Consider the following 18831-nt stretch of genomic DNA (forward strand, 5'->3'; position numbering starts at 1 on the left):
GGCATGACCCGCATCGGCTACCACGCCTCGCACGAGCAGCACGCCCCCTCCGCCCTCCTGCACCACGTGCGGGCAGCGGACGAAGCGGGGTTCGCCTGTGCCATGTCCTCGGAGCACTTCAAGTCGTGGAGCCGCGCGCAGGGGCATTCGGGCCATGCCCGGTCCTGGCTCGGAGCGGCGATGGCGACGACGCGGCTTCCGTTCGGCATCATCACCGCGCCGGGCGAGCGCCACCATCGGCCGTGCTCGCGCAATCGGCGGCGACGCTCGCCGAGATGTTTCTCGAGCGCCTGTGGCTGGCGCTCGGCAGCGGCCAGCGCCTCAACGAGGACATCACCGGCCTGCCCTGGCCGGAGAAGTCCGAGCGCAACGCGCGGCTCACCGAATGCGCCGCGGTCATCCGGGCGCTGCTGGCCGGGCAGACCGTGACCCATCGCGGCCGCGTCACGGTGATCGACGCACGGCTCTACTCGCGGCCCAAGTCCCCGCCGCTCCTGATCGGCGGGGCCGCCACCGCGGCGACCGCCCGCGCCCTCGGCGCCTGGGCCGACGGCCTCGTCACCGTCGGCATCGAGCCGGACACGCTGCGCCCGGTGGTCGAGGCTTTCCGCGAGGGCGGCGGTGCGGGCAAGCCGGTCTTCCTCCAGACCAAGGTCTGCTGGGCCCCCGACCCGGCCCGTGCGCTCGCCGAGGCGCATGCGCAATGGTCGAGCAACGCCATCGAAGGCGAGGCGAACTGGGAGCTGCGCCGCCCGGAGGATTTCGAGACGGCGACCCGCTTCGTCCGCCCCGAGGACATGCATGCCAGCGTGCGCATCTCGCACGATCTCGGGCAGCACGCCGCCTGGCTCGCCGAGTTGGCGGAGATGGGCTTTGCCGAGATCATCGTCCATCAGGTCGGCGCCCGTCAGGCGGCTTTCATCGACGCCTTCGGCCGCAGCGTGCTGCCCCAGTTCGGCGGCTGACGCCGCTCGGGATCAAAACCGCGTGCGGGCAACGCGCCCACGGCTGCCGGCCCCGAACACGCTCTCGATCACGGCCCAGGTCGAGGGGCTGAGACCGTGGTCGCTCCGCAGCCGGCGCGGGTCCGCCCGTTCGAGCCGGTCCATCTCGGCGGCGCATCTCCGGAGTGCGAACCCTGGCGTGCCGGTCATCGGCACGGAGCGCTGCCCCTTCGCCCCGTCCGCCTCGAAGCGCAGGCAGGCCGAGAGATCGTCCTTCAGATCGTCGAACGGGGCCGCCTCGGCACCGGCGGAGAGGGTCACGAGCAGGGGGATGAGGAGAGCGGTACGAAGGAACATCAAGGCGCTCCGGTCACGGTCGGCTGACGACAACGCATGGGCCGGCGATTCGCCGCACGTGAGAGGCCGCACTTTGGGAGACCGGTTCGGCGGCGGCGCCGCACGCCTACGCCACGGCCGGGGCTCCACTCGCCGGTCCGCGCCGGAACAGGAAGACCTGACGCCCCTCCCCCGCCAGCGCGGCGGCGCCCTGGCGGGTGCAGATCCAGTCGCGCACCATCGCGGCGGCAACGGGCGAGACCGCCGGCTTCCACAGCCAGATGTCGCGGGCCTCGTCGATCCCGTGCTCGTGAAACAGGGCGGCGGACGCATCCTCGGCCACGCCCACCGACCAGGCGGAGAAATCGGCGCCGAACTCCTTCACGTAGCTGATGAACTCGAACTTGATCTGCTGCACGCTGTAGGCGGTCATCGGATGCCCCTCACGCGGGAATCGGCGCGATGCGGCCGGGCTCCGTGCGGCGGCCCTGCGCCCGGGCGGCGCCCTCGCGCTTCTCCTCGGCCGACATCTCCTTGCAGATCACCTCAAGCGCGTTCAGCGCCGTGCCGACCCCGTGCCCGGCAGCAAGCGAGAGCCAGGCGAAGGCTTCGACGCGGTCGCGCTCCACCCCGATCCCCTGGGCGTAGAGATGGCCGAGTCGGGCCTGGGACGGGTAGTGCCCGGCCTGCGCCGCGCTTCGGTAGAGGTCGGCGGCGCGGGCGGGGTCGGCGGGCAGGCCGTCGCCTTTCGCCAGCAGGGTGGCGAGGTTGTAGGCCGCCATCACGTCGCCGCTCGCCGCCGCCCGTTCCAGCCAGCGGGCGCCCTCGGCCCGGTCCTGCGCCACGCCCTGGCCCATCGCCAGCATCGCCCCGACATTGGTCGCGGCCGGGCCGTGGCCCTGCTCGGCGGCGCGGCGATACCATTCGAAAGCCTGCGTCAGCGAGGCGGGCACGCCGGCCCCGCCGGCATGGAGCGCACCGAGCCACGCTTGCGCCTCCGGGTCGCCCGCCTCGGCGAGCGGCCGGAACACGGCGAGCGCCCGGTCGTAGGCGCCGGACTGGAAGGCGGCGACGCCCTCAGCGAGGACGGGCGGCGCAAGGGTCTGGACGGCAAGGGGCACAGCAAAGCTCATCGACATCTCCCGAGACATCAGCAGCCGCGGCCCTGGGCCGTGGCGTAGAGGGGTTGGCTGTCCGTGGCGGCGGGCCGCGCCCGCACGCGGGCGGCGATGTTTTGCTGGAGCCAGAGACCGGCGGCTTTGGTCGGCAGGGCCTCGCCGGCGTCCGGACGCGAGAGCGCCGCCTGCGCGGTAACGGCCGGCGCCATCCGGGCGGCGATCTCGGCGAGCCATGCATCCCATGAGGCTTCAAGGTCGGGCGCCGCCCTCCCCTTCGGACCGAGCAGCCCGATCCGCAGCAGCGTCCGGCCCAACGCCGTCGGCTGCAGCATCACGGCGCAGGTCTCACCCCGCGCCTCGATCAGGACGAGGTTGGGGAAGTGGGCGGCAATGGCAGCGGCCTCTCCGGTCGCAAGCCGCCCGGTCAGGTGCAGGCTGTCCGGCGCTTCCGCGAACCGGTCGCCCTCGGCCAGCGCCTGCGCCGCGAGCTTCCAATTGGCGGCGAACTCCGCCCGCCGGGTCTCGCCGGTCAGCGCGGCCAGCCCCTCGGGTGGCGCTTCGGGCGCTGCGGCAGCGTGATCGAGATTGATCCGCAGCATTGGCCCCCAGGCGCGGGCGGCGACCGGCAGCAGACGCTCCGGGCGCAGGCCGAGATACTGGTGCATCGCCGGGGTCGGCCCCTCGGTCCCCGCCGGAAGCACGGCGCCGTCGCGGCTGTAGCCGCAGGCGGTGAAGGAGCAGCGGGTCTTGGTGCCGGTTCGGCATTGCAGGGGCACCGCGCGGCAGCCGCCGTGCTGGGCCTTGTTGAAGCGTCCGACGAGACCGCCGTCGCGCGTGCGCTGGACATGGAGGCCGTGATGGCCGGCCGTGAAGGGCAGGAGGTCGTCGGGCGCCGGGATCTCGGCGCCGAGGCCGATCGCGAGCCAGGAGCGGGTCCAGACCGCGTCGTCCTCCAGTTCGGCGAAGGCGAGCGCCCGGTAGGCGGCCGGCGGCAGAAGGCGCGGCGCGGCGGGGTCGAGGCTGCCGGCGAAGAAGGCCGGGTCGGCGAGGTCGAGCCCCTCGGCGCGGTGGCCGAGATCGGGGCGGTCCGGCACGAAGCCGGCGGACGCGGCGGCGAGGGCCATGAACTCCTCTCCTCTAAGGGCATCTCTGCAAAGTCATGTGAGCCAGCGCCTGGTCATGCCGAGGGTGACCATGACGAGGTCGTTAGCCGCCCGCTTATCGTAGCGGGTGGCAGTGCGGCGGTACTGCTTGAATCGGTTAATCAGTTGCTCGACCCGATTGCGCTCACGGTGGACGGCCTTGTCGGGCTGGCGCAGCTGGTCCTTTTGGGTGGGGATCAGCGCGCGCCAAGGCACCATCGCGTTTGGACAACGCGTCAACGAACTGCTCGAGAAGGACATCGCGCTCATCGAGGCAACGAGGAAATCCCAGACATAGTAACGCCCTCGCGAGGTAGACGTCGGAGCGGTCAGTAGTTCTGCAGCTCCGCCTCAACGGCCAGCCTCAAATCATCCACCGAAGGCGTGACCCCTTTGCCTGCCGGCGTAAAGAGTACGCCTGGCAAGACACCATCCAGTTTCAGTTTAGGCAACAGCACCTCCATGAATTCAACCAAATCGATCGAGCGCGGCTCATATCCGGCCCACTCGTTGACAGCACAAACCTGCGCGTATTCCTTGGCAGGCCATAGTGGAAAGACTGGCGCCCCCTCATCTGCCGCTGCAAGAGCCCATTCCTCTTGATACAGCCCCCAGACCTCTTCCCAGTCAACAATGATTTTGATGAAGTGTTCGAAGCGCTTGATATCCGGCAATGCAAATATTGCTTCAATTTTCTTCGGACTCACTTTCATGAATTGCACTCCCTCAGGCCACGGCCGCCAGGCACTTGCTCGATCGAACTCGCCATACTTGCGCCACGAGTGATGCAGGTCTCAATTTTGCAAATTCGAGTGACTGCAGTTGTGACCCTGCCCTGCCTCTCGACACACTCGCGGACAAGATCCATGCCTGGAGGATTACGATTTTTTGAAAGTTAGCCCCCCCGTCGATTAATCACAAATTCTGCTTGACCACGCCGCGAGCAGCGAACTCAAATTGTCATCATTTGCAATCCCGCGCCAGAGCCCCACCCGACCTGACTACATCAGGTCGGCGTCTCTATGTCTTTGTCTCGAAGCGCATTCTTTCGACGAACCGGTTTCTACTTCGTCGCCATGCGCTCCGAGCCGTAAAGGGACCGGTGGCAGCGCACGGGGGGCTGACGGCGCTGCCACCGGGGCTCCGCCCGAGGAAGGCGAGGACGGAGCGTCGAAGCGGTCCCCGCCATGGCGGGGACCAACAGGTCTCAGGCCGGCAGCGGCTCGCCGCGCTCCTTGCGGCTGCGGTGCTCCATCGGCGTCGGGTCGTAATCGGCCCGGCCGCGGTGCTTGATCGCGCTCGAAGGTGGGGCCGGCAGGGGGCCGTCCATCGCGAAGCGATCGAGGACGTTCTTGGTCAACCGCGAGATGTTGTTGTCGCAGTTGTTCCAGGGCAGCGAGCCGCAATAGGCGATCGAGGAGAAGGCGAAGCAGGCCCCCCCGTTCGGGGTCTCGTGATAGGCGATGTCGCCGCGCACCCGCGGATGGGTGGTACCGTCCAGCCCCTGCTGGTTGAAGCCGAAATCCTCCATGACGAGGAGGTAGGCCTCGGTGTGCCGCCCGGCCGAAGTCGCCACCGTGAGGGTGTGCGGGGGCGAGCCCAGCATCGTGTCGACGATGTCGAGTTCGAGACCCGCCGCGCCGCCACCGACCAGACCGAAATTGCCGAGCTTCTCGTCGTAGTCGATGCCCTCGAAGGCCCAGGCGACGCGCTGGTCCAGGCTATCTGGCGTGCGCGAAAAGTAGCTCGACACGTCGAAACCTTCCGAGGACATGCCGACACCGGCCACCGCGTGCAGGTAGCGCCCGCGGAAGCGCCACATCCCGCCAAGTTCGCCCGTGCCCTGGTGGTAGTATTCGCCCGGATCGGCCCGCCAGGTGCGGATGCCGGATTCGCAGCGGCGCATCTCGGTGACGATGCCGCGGCCCTTGTCCTCGTAGCCCGGGTGGAACGAGTGGACCCAGTACCACGCGTCGGCGCCCATATACATGAGCCGGCCGCCGCGCTGCGTGTAGTTGTGGAGCGCGTCGAGCTGGGTTCCCGTATTGTGCTCCGGGTGCGAGCCGGTGATGATGACGTTGTAGTTCTCGATGCGCGCCAGCCCGTCGTAGGTGATGTCCTCGTCGGTGAAGACGTCGTACTCGTAGCCCATCGTCTCCAGCCAGTAGATAAGGTGGAGGTCGGCTGGGTATTGCCACGGCGCCTGGGCGAGGAAGTGGTCGTATTTCGGTCGGATCGACAGGATCGGCCGCAGGCGCGACGAGATCGAGATACCCGTGCCGTCGGTGTGGGTGTCGTAGATCGAGCCGCCGTATTCGCGGTGCTCGGACAGGAACATGTTCTGCTGCTGCATGATCGGCACGCGGTAGACGAACAGTTCCGCCCCGCCCGCATTGCAGGCCACGTGCTCGTTGGCATAGGCCATGTAGCTGATCGTCGGCACCATCACCGCGATCTTGGCGGTCTCCTGGCCGATGCGCGGCACCACCCAGAACGGGATGAACTCCTCGTCGCCCTCGGCCGTCGTCAGCTTGGCGGCGTAGAACCGGCTCTTCACGCCGGTCTCCGGCACGGCCCAGGCGAAGTCGGAGACCCAGCGGGCGTCGTCCACGTCGTCGTCGTGGAAGCTGATGGCGCCGTATTCCTGCGGCGCGTGCTTCCAGTCGAAGTTCTGGCCCGACCAGTTGTAGCCGGTCATCGCGCGGTTGGGGCAGTTCACCAGGGTCGCGTCGAAGCGGTAGGGCCCCTCGTCCTTCGCCGTCAGCGTGTCGATGCCGACGGAGAAGTTCCAGGCGGCGACGATGCACTCGGAGAGCTTTCCGGTCGGGCCGGCATTGCGCCGCTCGGTCAGGCCGGGCTGGGCGCCGGCCTTCATCATTTCGATCTCGGCGCGCGAGAGCGCCCGGTTACAGATGCGCGGGCTGTCGATCTTGCCGTTATACTTGCCGGCAAAGACCACGCCGGCCGGCTTCGAGGAGGCGGCGAGCGGATCCTCCGGCGCCAGCCGCTCGACATAGGCGCCGAGCGCCACCGGGACGGGGGCGTGGGCGATCGCGACCTTCAGGCTCGCCTCGACCGGGGCGATCTCGGGATCGAGGGCGTAGACCACCTGCGGCTCGTGGATCAGCGTGACGGTGCCGGTGGCCGCGTCGAAGGTCGCGGCGCAGAAATGCCAAGCATGGTCGCGCAGCGGCACGCCGGTCGTGATCCGGTGCTCGTTGATGCGAAGCTCCAGGCAGCCCTCCTCGTTGATGAAGAGGCCGTAGCCGCACTCGTTCGACCACTTCGTCACGAGCCCCTGCGGCCCGTGCTTCCAGTAGCGCGGATGGGTCTTGGGCGCGGTCGGCCAGATCCAGCACTGGAGCGTGAAGCTCTCGACGTGGAAGGGCTTGGCGTCCGGCACGTAGCCGTAGGAGCCGCCGTGGATGATCTGCTTCTTGCCCGCATAGGTGCCGTTGACCGCCGCCTCGACCGGCTTGTCGATGTAGCCGGGGCCGCGCGGATTGGTGTCGCCGTTGATCATCTGGACGATCTCGACCTTGTACTCGGACGGACCGTCGCAATTGACGTAGAACTGGATCGTATCGCCGGGATGCACGCCGAATTTATCAGCGTAGCCGGTCAGCCTCATGGTGGTCATCGGGTCAATCCTTTGGGGAGCGTCTCTGGTCCACGCCCCGACGGGTCCGCGCGTCCTTGCGCGAGGGGGCGCTGGGAGGCGCCTGCGGCCTCCCGCTGATCGACGGTCTGGCGAAGGTTCGGCCGCTCAGGTGACCGGCCAGTTGTCGTCCTTACGCTTCCAGCCCTCGTGATAGTCTTCCGGGAAGCCGAAGCTCTCGGAGAGCTCGTCGAGGCGCATCAGGAAGATGGCGTGCTGGATTTCCTGCTCGTCGGTGTAGATCTTGTCGCCGACGAATTCGGGGGGCACGCCGCGAATGCCGGAGAGCCGGGCGATCCGCCATTCGGCATCGACCTGGGTACAGATCACGATCAGCTTGCCCTTCGGGCTCGCGCCGCGCATGCGCAGCAGCACCCGCTTGAGCACCGGGTCGGTGTGGACGCCGCCGGTCACCACGGTGGTGTCTCCGGGCGTCTCGCACAGCACCACCGAATTGCCGGCCACGCCCTTCATCGAATCCATGCAGGCCTTGTGGGCCGCGATCAGGCGCTCGCGCTCGGGCGTGCCCTTCTTCGGGATCAGTTCCATCGTCGTCGCTCCTCGTGGGTCCCGGCCGCGCCGTTGCGGCGGGAGATAGTTGCGGGCCCGCACGCGCTGCCGGTGCAATCCGGCGGGCGGCCCGTTCCGGCGGAGCATTGGCGCTCCGTTGAGAAGTTGAGATGCGGGCCATTCGACCCAGACTATTCGGAAAACTCATCCGAATACGTCGATATTCTCTACATTTCGGATTTAAGACCGTTCCGGCTCAAGGGTCAAGCGCATATTTCTTGCAGAGAAACGTTTTTTACGCAGGATATGAAAGGTCTCAGGCCATCACGAGCGTCAGCGAAGCGATATCGCCGCATAAGTGTCTCTCACAAAACTCCCGCCGCGATGTCATCGCCCGAGTGAGAACGATCAGAGACCGGGAGTTTTGCGAGGCACTCTCAGCACAGCGCCCTGGATGGCTCCGCCTCGCCACGATGAGGCGGGACGCGGATCAGATCGTCATGTGCCGCTCGATCAGTTCGTCGGTCATCTCGCCGATCGGTCCGCGGGCGACGATGCGGCCGTTCTCCATCATCAGGAAGGCGTCGCCGAGCTTGCGCGCGACCTTGATGTGCTGCTCGGTGAGGATCAGCGTGATGCCGAACTCCTTGTTGAGCCGCCCCAGCGTTTGGCCGATCTCGGCGACGATATTGGGCTGGATGCCCTCGGTCGGCTCGTCGAGGAGCAGGATGCGCGGGTTGGTGGCGAGCGCCCGGGCGATGGCGAGCTGCTGCTGCTGCCCGCCCGAGAGCAGGCCGGCCTTCCGGTGCAGGTTCTGCGCGAGATAGGGGAACAGGGTGAGGCAGAGCTCCGGCACGTCCTGGCGCCCGTCGGTGCGGGCGAAGGTGCCGAGCAGGATGTTCTCCTTGACCGTGAAGTGCGGCAGGATCTGGCGCCCCTGCGGGATGTAGCCGAGGCCGTACTTGGCGCGCACATGCGTCGGCGCCTTGGTGATGGCGTCGCCCGCGATCCGGATCTCGCCGGAGGTGCGGTCGGTCAGGCCCATGATGGTGCGAAGCAGCGTGGTCTTGCCCACCCCGTTGCGCCCGAGCACGCACAGGCACTGCCCCTCGGGCAGGCCGAGGCCGATCTCCTTCAAGATCGGCGTCTTGCCGTAATAGGAGGTCACGCGGTCGAGATCGAGCAGCATCGTCAGACCTCCGGCTCGCCGAGATAGACCTCGCGCACCCGCGGGTCGTTCTCGATGTCGCTGAGCTTTCCCTGCGCCAGGAAGGCGCCCATGTGCATCACCGTGACCACGTCGGCGATCTGCCGGACGAAGCCCATATCGTGCTCGACCACGATCAGGGTGTTGGTGCGCTTGAGCTGGTTGAGGAAGACGATGGTCTTCTCGATCTCGGATTCGGTCATGCCCGCGACCGGCTCGTCGAGGAGCAGGATCGCCGGATTCTGCATCAGCACCATGCCGATCTCGAGCCACTGTGTCTCGCCGTGGGAGAGGAAGCCCGCCTCGACGTCGAGACGGTCCTTGAGGCCGGTCAGCGTCGCCACCTCGTCGAGCTTGGCCGAGAAGCCCGCCGGCCGCCGCCGCAGCATGTTGCGGAACGGGTTGACCTCGCGGCTGTAGGCCACCTCGAAGTTCTGGCGCACGCTGAGTTCGCGAAACACCGCCGGGACCTGGAATTTGCGGCCGATGCCGCGCTGGGCGATCTCATGCTCGCTCAAAGCGGTGATGTCGTCACCGCGCAGGACGATGGAGCCGGAGGTCGGCTTCTGGCGCCCGGTGATGAGATCCATCGTGGTGGTCTTGCCGGCGCCGTTGGGGCCGACGAGGCAGCACAAAGTCAGTTCGGTCACGTCGAGACTGAAGCCGTTGATGACCTTGGTGCCGCCGAAGCTCTTGTGCAGGTCGCGGATTTCGAGAACGCCCATCATCCCCTCCCTTACTCGCCCGCCGCCGGGGCACCGGAGATGGCGTGCGGCAGGTCGGGCCGCGCGTGCTTGCCGGGCTGGCGCGCGAGCGCGCCGAGCACCTTCTCGAGGAGGCCCGCCAGCCCCTTGGGCAGGAAGCGCACGACGACGATGAAGAAGGCGCCGAGCATCAAGAGCCAAGTCGCCAGGAACTGGTCGCCGAGATAGCTCTGGCCGCCCTGGATCAGGAAGGCGCCGAGGATCGCGCCGAGCAGCGACAGGCGCCCGCCGATCCCGGCCCAGATCACCGTGCCGATGCTGAAGGTGGTGTCGAGCTGAGCCGGCGAGACGTACTGGATCAGCATCACCCAGAGGCAGCCGGCGAGCGCGGCGATGAAGCCGGAGATCGCGTAGATGCAGGTCTCGTAAAGGGCGACGTTGTAGCCGAGGAAGCGCACCCGCTCGGGGTCGCCGCGCAGGGCCTGGATGACGAGGCCGAACTTGCTCTGCGTCAGCAGCTTTGCGCCGACCGTGACGGCGATGAGCCCCCCGCAGACGATCCAGTAGGCGGTCGGGCCGTAGGGGTCGATGTCGGTGCCGAACAGGCTGAGCGGTGCGGGCGGCGAGATGCCGTTGGCGCCGTTGGTGTAGGGCTGCATATCGAGGATCAGCGTGGCGAAGGCCGAGAGCATCGCCAGCGACATGATCGCGAAGAATGGCCCCGAGACGCGGGCGCGGAACATCAGAGTGCCGAACACGACGTAGAACAGCGTCGGCACGATCAGCGCCAGCAGGATGCCGCCGCCGGTGCTCCAGAACGGCTGCCAGAACCAGGGCAGGTGCTCCAGGCTGTTGTTGAGCATGAAGGGCGGGATCGGGTTCGACTCCGGATCCTGCGACTGCATCTGCATGGTCATGGCCATGCCGTAGGCAGCGAGCCCGAAGGCGATGCCCTGGCCGAGATTGAGGATGCCGCCGAAGCCCCAGCACAGGCTGATCGAGAGGGCGAGCATTCCGTAGATGCCGTAGACGGCGAACTGGTTGAGCAGGAAGCCGTCGGAGACGAAGGCCGGGATCAGGGCGATGCTGACGAAGAACAGTCCGTAGACCGCCCATTGCGCCGGCTTGCTGTGATAGAGATTGCGCGTCGTCATCTGCGGGTGAGACTCTTCATGACGGGCGGGAAGAAGGGAGAGGCCGGCGGGCCTCCCGGAGCGGCGTTTCATCGGCGGCCCTTGGCGACGGCGAAGAGGCCGCGTGGGCGGAAGCGCAGGAACACGACGATCAGCACGTAGAGGAGGAAGCGCGCGAAGGTGTCGTTGGTGACGAAGGCGAAGACCGACTGGAGTTCGCCCGTCAGCCCCGCTGCCGCGACGCTGCCCATCAGCGTGCCGCCACCGACCACCACGACGAGGAAGGCCTGCACCACATAGGCCGTGCCCATGGTCGGCAGCACGATCGCCAGCACGCCGAACAGCGAGCCCGCGATGCCGGCAAGCCCCGCACCGAGGGCGAAGGTCGTCATGTAGACCCGGTCGGCATTGATGCCGAAGGAGGCGGCCATCTCCTTGTTCTGCATCACCGCCCGCACCTGCATGCCGAAGCGGGTGCGGTAGAACAGGTAGGCGGTCGCGGCGACGATGAGCGCGGTGATGCCGAGCACCACGAGGCGGAAGGCCGACAGGCTGGCAAAGCCCAATTCGACGTTGCTCTGGAAGATCTCCGGCACGGCGATGTATTTCGGGTCGGAGCCGAAGATCAGCCGCACGCCCTGCATCAGCACGAGCGAGACGCCCCAGGTGGCGAGCAACGTGTCGAGCGGGCGGTTGTAGAGGTAGCGGATCAACCCGCGCTCGATCACGAGCCCGATCAGCCCGACCACGACGAACGAGGCGGGCAGGCAGAGCAGGAACGGCAGGCCGAGGGAGGATTGCAGGGCGTAGGAGGTGTAGGCGCCCAGCATGATGAACTCGCCATGGGCCATGTTGATGACCCCGACGGTGCCGTAGATGATCGTCAGCCCGATCGCGGCGATGAGCCAGATGCTGGCGATGCTGAGCCCCAGCACCAGGGCGTTGGCAAAGGGTGCGATGTCGAGGGACGTCACGGGACCTCCGTGAATGCGAAGGCCCGGCCGCGAAGAAACGCGGCCGGAGCGGTTGCGCGGAACGCGTCAGATGACGTTCTTGCGGCTCTTGCCGTCGGGGGCGACGAGACCCGCGGCGGTGCATTTCCCGGCATTCGGGTAGATCGAGTACGGATCGGGCGCGACGTGCTCTTTGGCTTCCGAGACGATCTTGAAGCTGCCATCCGCCTGACACTGGCCGATCTTCGGCTTGAGCCAGGAATTGAAGTTGTCGCCGTCGATCCAGATCAGGCCTTCCGGCGAGATGTCGTCCTCGACCCGCACGCCGCCGCTGACGTCGCGGATCATGCGCGAGGTGACCTCCTCGACATTGCCGGTCTTCTTGATCGCGGCCTCAAGGCCGGCCTTGAACACGTAGGCCGAGAGATAGGTCTCTTCCATATTGTAATGGGTGGAGCCGTTCTTGCCGTACTTGCTCTTGAGGAAGTTCTCGACGAACTTCTGGTTGGTCGGGTTGTCGAGCGACTGAAAATAGGGTGCCGACAGGAAGTGCCCGGCGCCGAATTCCGGCCCCATCGCCTTGGTCTCGATCTCACCCGTGGTGAGCGAGGCGATCGGCATGGAATCGACCTTGAAGCCTTCCTGCTTGAACTGCTTGTGGAAGGCGATGTCGGAGGCGCCGACGACGGTCGAGAAGATGAAGTTCGGCTTGGCATCGCGGATCTTGCCGAGGACAGGGCCGAACTCCGAGCTGCCGAGTGGGATGTACTCCTCGCCCACCAGCTCGCCACCGGCCTCTTGGAGCCAGATCTTGGCGTTCTTGTTCGACTCCTTCGGCCACACGTAGTTCGAGCCGACGAAGAAGACCTTCTTGCCGAAGTTCTTGACCATGTACGGGATCAGGTCCTTCGAGTGCTGATTGGCCAGCGGACCCGTGCAGATCGTGTTCTGGGTGCATTCGGCACCCTCGTAGCAGGTCGGATAGTAGAGCAGGCTGTTCTGCGACATCACCACCGGCAGGATCGCCTTGCGGCTCGCCGAGGTGTAGCAGCCGAACAGCGCGATCACCTTCTCGCGGATGATGAGTTCCTTGGCCTTCTCCGAGTAGACGTTGAAGTCCGACTTGGCATCGACGATCACCGGCTGGATCGGATGCCCGGCGATCCCGCCGTTCTTGTTGATCTCGTCGATGGCGTACTGCATCACCAGGGTCGAGTCCTCCTCCGGAACCGCGAGCTGGCCGGACAGGGAAAACAGGAGGCCGACCTTGATCGGCTCGCCCTTCTTCAAGGTGGCGCCCCAGGCTTCGCGGGCCGTCGGCAGCCAAAGGTGCGGGGCGGCAATCGCTGCGGCGGCGAGCGAAGACTGCTTTAATAGCTTCCGACGTGTCAGATCCATCTCGTTCCCCTTAAATATTGTGCAGTTGCCTCGTTTTTGAGCGGACACTTGTCTCAACGCTCAATAAGTAAAAATTATATCCTGCAGAGAAACGCTACGGCGGCGCCTTGCACTGCGTCAAGAGTGTATTTCTTGGTGAGACATTTTTTTTCTCCCGGGCAAAGGCGGCAGGCTCGGCGGGCCCTCGCGCCCCGGCCGTGGCCTCCGTGCAAGCAAGATGCCGCAAAATCCAAAAAGACCAAATTGGGAGTTGACCGTATAGGCTCTCCAGTGTCAGCGTAGTAGAACCAGACGGATATGATCAAAAAATACGCAAAAGCGCGGGTTTTGATCATACTACAAGAGAATCGGACGGCGCCGCGGCCAATGCCTCCGGCAGCCAGACAGCCGACCAAACCCAGAAACCGGTCATCGGCTGTGGAACGGCTCTTGCGGATCGTTCGGCAGTCATGCCGGACCCAGAAGCGGCAGGGTTGTGCAACGCACAATCCAACAACCTCAAAGACCAGCGAAGTCTTGGCCGCAATCAGCACAGCAAGGGGAATGTAGGATGCGACGCGGCGGATACGGAATGGAACCAGGATCGGCTCGGCCCGGACGAGTGGCACGGGCGGCCGGCACGCTCCTCGGCGCCCTGGCGTTCGGCCTGCCTGTGAGCGCCCTTGCGCAGCAGGCCTCTCCGGTGGGTCAGTTCAACGACCAGACCCAGCCGCGCACCGATCCGGCCATCGCCGAGAAGGCCACCGATCCCGTCCGCGTCGGCCCGCTCGCCCCCTGGGCCACCCACATGGCCGAGCGCGGGCTCACCTTCGACATCAACATCTACAACTTCTACCAGGCCAACCCCTCGGCCGGCCTGCGCACCGGAGAGCAGTCGAACTCGACCTACTTCGTCCTCTCCATGACCGCCGACATGCAGCGCATCGCCAACATCAGTGGCGGCACCATCAAGTTCACCCAGACCTTCTTCGGCAACGTCCGCAATCTCAACATGGCCGCCGATATCGGCGACACCACGGTGGGCTACCAGCCGCCGTTCAACCCCAACAACAACCGCCTCTCGCTGCTCACCTACCAGCAGAAGCTGCTCGACGACCGCCTCGTCATCGAGGTCGGCCGCACCCACCCCGACCGCTACTACGGCCTGCCGCCGTGCAACTCGATCAATTCCTGCTTCCAGGACCTGTTCTACATCAACGCCGGCTTCACCTCGCCGCTCTACGCCGTCTGGGGGGCGAATGCCGCCTACCAGCTCTCGCCCACGAGCTACGTCCAGGCCGGCGCCTTCTCGGTGAACCCCGGCACCAACGCGCTCTCGGGCTACGATTTCGGCTACGAGCGGCTCTCGGGCGCGCTGGTGATGACCGAGATCGGCACCAAGACCGACTACACCATGACCGCCTATCCCGGCCGCGCCTCGCTCACCGGCTTCTTCAACACGGCCGATCACGACGACAACTTCAAGACGGTGTTCGGCACCTCCAAGGGCCTGAACCCCGGCGCCCCGGTGCTGCAGAAGAACGGCACCTCCGGCATCGTGCTCACCGGCACGCAGACGGTCTGGCGCGCCGATGGCGGCCTCGTCGCCAACCCGCACCCGACGTCAATCTCGCTCTACACCGGCACGGGCTATTCCTTCGACCCGACGGTGCCGATCCGCTTCAACTCGTTCGTCGGCGTGCGCCTCGACGCGCCCGACCAGAGCCGGCCCAACGACAGCTACGGGCTGAAGATGAACTGGCAGCGTTTGTCGGAGAACTACACGCAGTTCTTGTCTGACGCGAACTTCATCTCGGGCGGCTCGGGCGCCCCGTATTCGCGCGACAAGTTCGTGTTCGAGGCCAACGCGCACTTCGATGTCGGCGCGGGCGTGATCATCGAGCCGGTGGTTCAGTACGTGGTCAACCCGAACACGTTCTGGAACCCCTTCACCGCGCGGCGCGCCAAGGACGGCTTCTACGCCGGCGCAACCCTCGTCGTCCCGCTCGGCACCCTCCTCGGCCTCGCACCGGGCTAGCCCTCGTTCCGAACACGCGGCCTCCCCCGCCTCGTACCCTCCCGGTTTTCGGTAACCGGGAGGGCTTGCCGTTCATGCCATCACCGATCAACCACGCCGGTCGCGGGCTTCATGGAGACGGCGCAGGAAAACGGCGGCGCGTGCGCCGCGCTCGACCGGGTCGTCGCAGCCCCCACGGATGACGATACGCCGATCCCGAACCGTGATCTCGTCGGAGACCGGGATCACCGGTGCCTGCCTGTCCGGATGGAAGTCGGCCGCGATCCCCTGCGGACCGCCGCTGAGGCGGACGATGCCGAGGGCGAGGCATCCGATCCGCAGGCGCGCCAGGGTGAACAACGCGTCCACCGATTCCGGCAGGGGCCCGAAGCGGTCCTCGATCTCGTCGCGCAGCGCGTCGATCTCGGCCTCGGCGCGCAGGCGCAGGAGGCGCGTGTAGAGGCTCAGGCGGATTTCGGGTTCGGGGATGTAGTCGGCGGGCACACGGCCGTTCAGACCGATCCGCACCTCCGGGCTCCAATCCTCGGCCGCCTCGCCCTTGGCCGCGCGCAGGGCCAGTTGCAGCAGGTGCTGGTAGAGGCCGAGCCCCACGAGTTTGACGTGGCCAGATTGGTCGTCGCCGACGAGGTCGCCCGCCCCGCGCAGGTCGAGGTCGCGGGCGGAGATGGCAAAGCCCGCCCCGAGCCGGTCGAGCGCCTCCAGCGTGCGCAACCGCTTCTCCGTCGAGGGGCTGAGCGGCTTGTCGGGATGCCCGAACAGGTACACCACCCCGCGCCGCTGCCCGCGCCCGACGCGACCGCGCAACTGGTGCAACTGCGCGAGGCCGAACCGCTCCGCGTCCCAGACCAGCATGGTGTTGGCGCGCGGCACGTCGAGCCCGCTCTCGATGATGCTGGTGGCGAGCAGCACATCGCCCTCGCCGTCGGCGAAGCGAACCATCGCGTCGTCCATCTCGGCGGGCTTCATCTCGCCATGCGCCGTCACCACGTCGAGCCCCGGCACGAGCGCACGCAGGCGCTTGGCCATCGGCGCGATGTCCTCGATGCGCGGGCAGACCACGAAGCTCTGCCCACCGCGGCGGTGCTCACGCCGCAGCGCCGCGGCCAGCGTCGTCTCCTCGAAAGCGGCAATCACCGTGCGGATCGGCTGGCGCACCGCCGGGGGCGTAGCGATCACGCTGAGGCTCTGCAGGCCGACCATCGCCGCCTGGAGCGTGCGCGGGATCGGCGTCGCGCTCAACGTGAGGATGTGGGCGTCGCCCGCCGCCTTGCGCAGACTCGCCTTGGTCTTGGCCCCGAAGCGCTGTTCCTCGTCGATGATGGCAAGGCCGAGATCGTGGAACGACACGCCGCGCCCGGCGAGCGCCTGGGTGCCGACGACGAGGCGGACGCTGCCATCGGCCAAGCCCTGCTTCACCCGCCTTGCCTCGGCGGGGGACACGAGGCGCGAAAGATGCGCCACTTCGATGCCGAACCGGGCAAACCGGCGCCGGAACGTCTCGACATGCTGGCGGACCAGCACCGTCGTCGGCGCCATGACGGCGACCTGCCGTCCGGCAAAGATCGCCGCCGCCGCGGCGCGCAGGGCCACCTCGGTCTTGCCGAAGCCGACATCGCCGCAGACGAGCCGGTCCATCGGCGTCTCGCGGGCGAGATCGGCCAGCGTCTCCTCCACCGCCCCGGCCTGATCGTCGGTGAGCGGATAGCCGAAACCGGCTGCGAACCGTTCCATCTCGCGCTCGGGCGGCACGATCTGCGGGGCGTGGGCCTCCCGGCGCTCCTGCGCGGCCTTCAGCATCGCCCGCGCCGCCTTGGCGAGCGTCGCCTCCGTCTCCAGCCGCCGCCGGGCCCAGGTGCCGCCGTCGAGCCGGTCGAGGGTCACGGCTTCGGCCTCAGAGCCGTAGCGCCAGATCCGGTCCGCCTGGCTCACCGGCACCATGAGGATGGCGTCATCAGCAAAACGCAGACGCAGCGCGTCCTCCTCGTCCTCCTGACCGGCGCGGATCGCCTCCAGCCCCTCGAAGAGGCACAGGCCGTGATCGCGATCGATCGCTACATCGCCGACCCGCAGCTCGACCTCGCCGATCGGCAGCACGGCGGCCCGCCGCCCCGCGCCTGCGGCCAGCGGCCCGAACAGATCCGCCGCGGCGATCACCGTCGCACCGGCCTCCGGCACGCGAAACCCCGCCTCGACCGGCATTTCGATCGCCAGCATCGCGCCGGGCTCCGCCGTCTCGACGTCGGCCCAGGCATCGATCAGGCGCACGGTTCGCTCGTCGGCCGCGGCGGCCGCGCGCACGAGGCGGCGCAGCGGCGCCTTGGGGCCGGCAAGCACGACGCGATCGCCCGCTTTCAGCGCAGCGCGCAGGGCTTTGGCGAAGGAGACCTCGGGGCGGCGCTCGCGGGCAAAAACCGGCCCTGCGATCCGCTCCGCCTCGGCGGTCGTGGCCGCCGCGAGGCTGCGTGCCTCGACCCGTTCCGCCCATTCCTCGGAGGCGAGATAGAGATCCGGTGCGGGCTTCTGTTGGGATCGGTCGTCCCGCCGGCTCCCGGAAGGTGACACCGCCCCGTCCGACTCGCGGCCCTCGGCGATCTGCTCGAAGAACGCGGCGGCACGCTCCTCCACCCCGGCCTCGACCACGAGGCGCGCCTTGGGCACGTAATCGAGCATCGTCACGAGCGCGGGATAGAACCGGGCAAGCCGGTGCTCCTGTCCGGTGAACGGCTCCAGGGCGAAGCGCGAATCCGGGTCCAGGATGATTTCGGTGGCCGGATCGATCACCAGCCGCCCGGTTTCGACGCGGGAGCGCTGCGACACCGGATCGTAGGAGCGGATCGCAGTGATGCGCGCGCCGTCATGCTCGACCCGGCAGGGAAGCGGTGCGGCGGCCGGGAACACGTCGATGGTCCGTCCCCGGACCGCCACCTCGCCGGGCTCATCGACGCGATCGTCGAGGATATAGCCGAGCCGTGCCAGTTGCGCCGTCAGCTGCTCCGAATCGAGCGGCTCGCCGACGCGCAGCTCGATATGGGCCGATTCCCACGTTTCCGGCGGAGGCACGCGCTGCAGCAGCGCGGGGGCGGTGGTCAGGACGATGTCCGGTTGTGCCCGGTCGTCGGTCAACCAGCGCAGCACGCCGGTGCGCGCGCCCATGACACCGCGCGAGGGCGAAGCGCGGTCGAAGGGCAGGCAATCCCATTCGGGATAGACAGCCACCCTCCGCTCCGGCGCCAGCGCGCGCAGGACCGCGGCGATCTCGTCGAGGCGGCGGCCATCGCGGGCCACGTGGATCAACGGCCGCGCGGCTTGCGCGAAACCGAGCAGAGCCACCGCCAGGGCTCCCGTCGGAACGAGCGGAGCGACGCCCCCATCCGGGCTCGCATCCTGGTCGTCTCGGGGCTTGGCGGTCCTGGACTGTGCCATTTCTGTTCCATCGAACGACTTCCGGGGTCGGCTCCCAGGAACGCCGCACGGCCGGCCAGCGGTTCCTATTCTGCGTCACCATCCCCGGTTTCCACCGCACTTCCCTGGGGACCACCGGGCCAACCGGCGCAGGACGGCCCGGCCGCACGTCCGGCCATCACGCGGCTCGACACTGCCGCGCAGCGCCGTTGCGGCTGCCGCCGAGTTGGGACTACTCACGAGCCACGGTCAGCACCCGTAGCTCAGCTGGATTGAGCGTTGCCCTCCGAAGTTGGGGGACCCGGCTCT

General features: G+C 67.4%; 14 protein-coding genes and 2 pseudogenes. 2 read left to right on the forward strand and 14 right to left on the reverse strand.

Annotation, left to right across the window (positions count from 1 at the left end):
* The first annotated feature begins 3 nt into the window (after positions 1-3).
* Positions 4-965, forward strand: a pseudogene (locus Y590_RS05170) (TIGR03885 family FMN-dependent LLM class oxidoreductase).
* 12 nt (positions 966-977) lie between these two features.
* Here Y590_RS05170 and Y590_RS05175 read toward each other — a convergent pair.
* The 13 genes and pseudogenes from Y590_RS05175 to Y590_RS05235 all read right to left on the reverse strand — a co-directional run bounded on the left by Y590_RS05175 (position 978) and on the right by Y590_RS05235 (position 13103).
* Complete coding sequence (locus Y590_RS05175) at positions 978-1301, reverse strand: hypothetical protein (protein ID WP_060768926.1); 324 nt, start codon at positions 1299-1301, stop codon at positions 978-980.
* Between the two features lie 106 nt (positions 1302-1407).
* Positions 1408-1713: a hypothetical protein gene (locus tag Y590_RS05180; RefSeq protein ID WP_060768927.1), complete on the reverse strand. Its 306-nt coding sequence runs from the start codon at positions 1711-1713 to the stop codon at positions 1408-1410.
* A gap of 10 nt (positions 1714-1723) precedes the next feature.
* Complete coding sequence (locus tag Y590_RS05185) at positions 1724-2413, reverse strand: tetratricopeptide repeat protein (protein ID WP_502689505.1); 690 nt, start codon at positions 2411-2413, stop codon at positions 1724-1726.
* Positions 2414-2430: 17 nt separating this feature from the next.
* Positions 2431-3522, reverse strand: a complete 1092-nt coding sequence (locus Y590_RS05190) for a Rieske (2Fe-2S) protein (RefSeq protein ID WP_060768929.1) — start codon at positions 3520-3522, stop codon at positions 2431-2433.
* Between the two features lie 33 nt (positions 3523-3555).
* A pseudogene (locus tag Y590_RS05195) lies at positions 3556-3789 on the reverse strand (IS5-like element ISMra2 family transposase); the annotation flags it as partial.
* Between the two features lie 80 nt (positions 3790-3869).
* A complete protein-coding gene (locus Y590_RS05200; protein WP_060772166.1) occupies positions 3870-4253 on the reverse strand; it encodes a DUF2750 domain-containing protein in 384 nt (127 codons plus the stop codon).
* Between the two features lie 494 nt (positions 4254-4747).
* Complete coding sequence (locus Y590_RS05205; RefSeq protein ID WP_083530759.1) at positions 4748-7180, reverse strand: N,N-dimethylformamidase beta subunit family domain-containing protein; 2433 nt, start codon at positions 7178-7180, stop codon at positions 4748-4750.
* Between the two features lie 126 nt (positions 7181-7306).
* Positions 7307-7747 carry a N,N-dimethylformamidase alpha subunit family protein gene (locus Y590_RS05210; RefSeq protein WP_060768931.1) on the reverse strand — a complete coding sequence of 147 codons (441 nt, stop codon included), beginning with the start codon at positions 7745-7747 and terminating at the stop codon, positions 7307-7309.
* A gap of 451 nt (positions 7748-8198) precedes the next feature.
* Positions 8199-8897, reverse strand: a complete 699-nt coding sequence (urtE, locus tag Y590_RS05215) for an urea ABC transporter ATP-binding subunit UrtE (RefSeq protein ID WP_060768932.1) — start codon at positions 8895-8897, stop codon at positions 8199-8201.
* Between the two features lie 2 nt (positions 8898-8899).
* Complete coding sequence (gene urtD / locus Y590_RS05220; protein ID WP_060768933.1) at positions 8900-9640, reverse strand: urea ABC transporter ATP-binding protein UrtD; 741 nt, start codon at positions 9638-9640, stop codon at positions 8900-8902.
* A gap of 11 nt (positions 9641-9651) precedes the next feature.
* Complete coding sequence (gene urtC / locus Y590_RS05225) at positions 9652-10773, reverse strand: urea ABC transporter permease subunit UrtC (protein ID WP_060768934.1); 1122 nt, start codon at positions 10771-10773, stop codon at positions 9652-9654.
* A gap of 68 nt (positions 10774-10841) precedes the next feature.
* A complete protein-coding gene (urtB, locus tag Y590_RS05230) occupies positions 10842-11726 on the reverse strand; it encodes an urea ABC transporter permease subunit UrtB (RefSeq protein ID WP_060768935.1) in 885 nt (294 codons plus the stop codon).
* A 66-nt stretch (positions 11727-11792) separates the two neighbouring features.
* Positions 11793-13103: a transporter substrate-binding domain-containing protein gene (locus Y590_RS05235; RefSeq protein WP_060768936.1), complete on the reverse strand. Its 1311-nt coding sequence runs from the start codon at positions 13101-13103 to the stop codon at positions 11793-11795.
* A 571-nt stretch (positions 13104-13674) separates the two neighbouring features.
* Here Y590_RS05235 and Y590_RS05240 point away from each other — a divergent pair.
* A complete protein-coding gene (locus Y590_RS05240; protein WP_286161854.1) occupies positions 13675-15120 on the forward strand; it encodes a carbohydrate porin in 1446 nt (481 codons plus the stop codon).
* 87 nt (positions 15121-15207) lie between these two features.
* Here the strand turns inward: Y590_RS05240 and Y590_RS05245 are convergent, their stop codons facing one another.
* The gene (locus Y590_RS05245; protein ID WP_060768938.1) at positions 15208-18543 is read right to left on the reverse strand and encodes a helicase-related protein; all 3336 of its coding nucleotides are present in this window, start codon (positions 18541-18543) and stop codon (positions 15208-15210) included.
* Positions 18544-18831 lie beyond the last annotated feature (288 nt).

Source organism: Methylobacterium sp. AMS5 (assembly GCF_001542815.1).
In the GTDB taxonomy this organism is placed as follows: Bacteria; Pseudomonadota; Alphaproteobacteria; order Rhizobiales; family Beijerinckiaceae; genus Methylobacterium.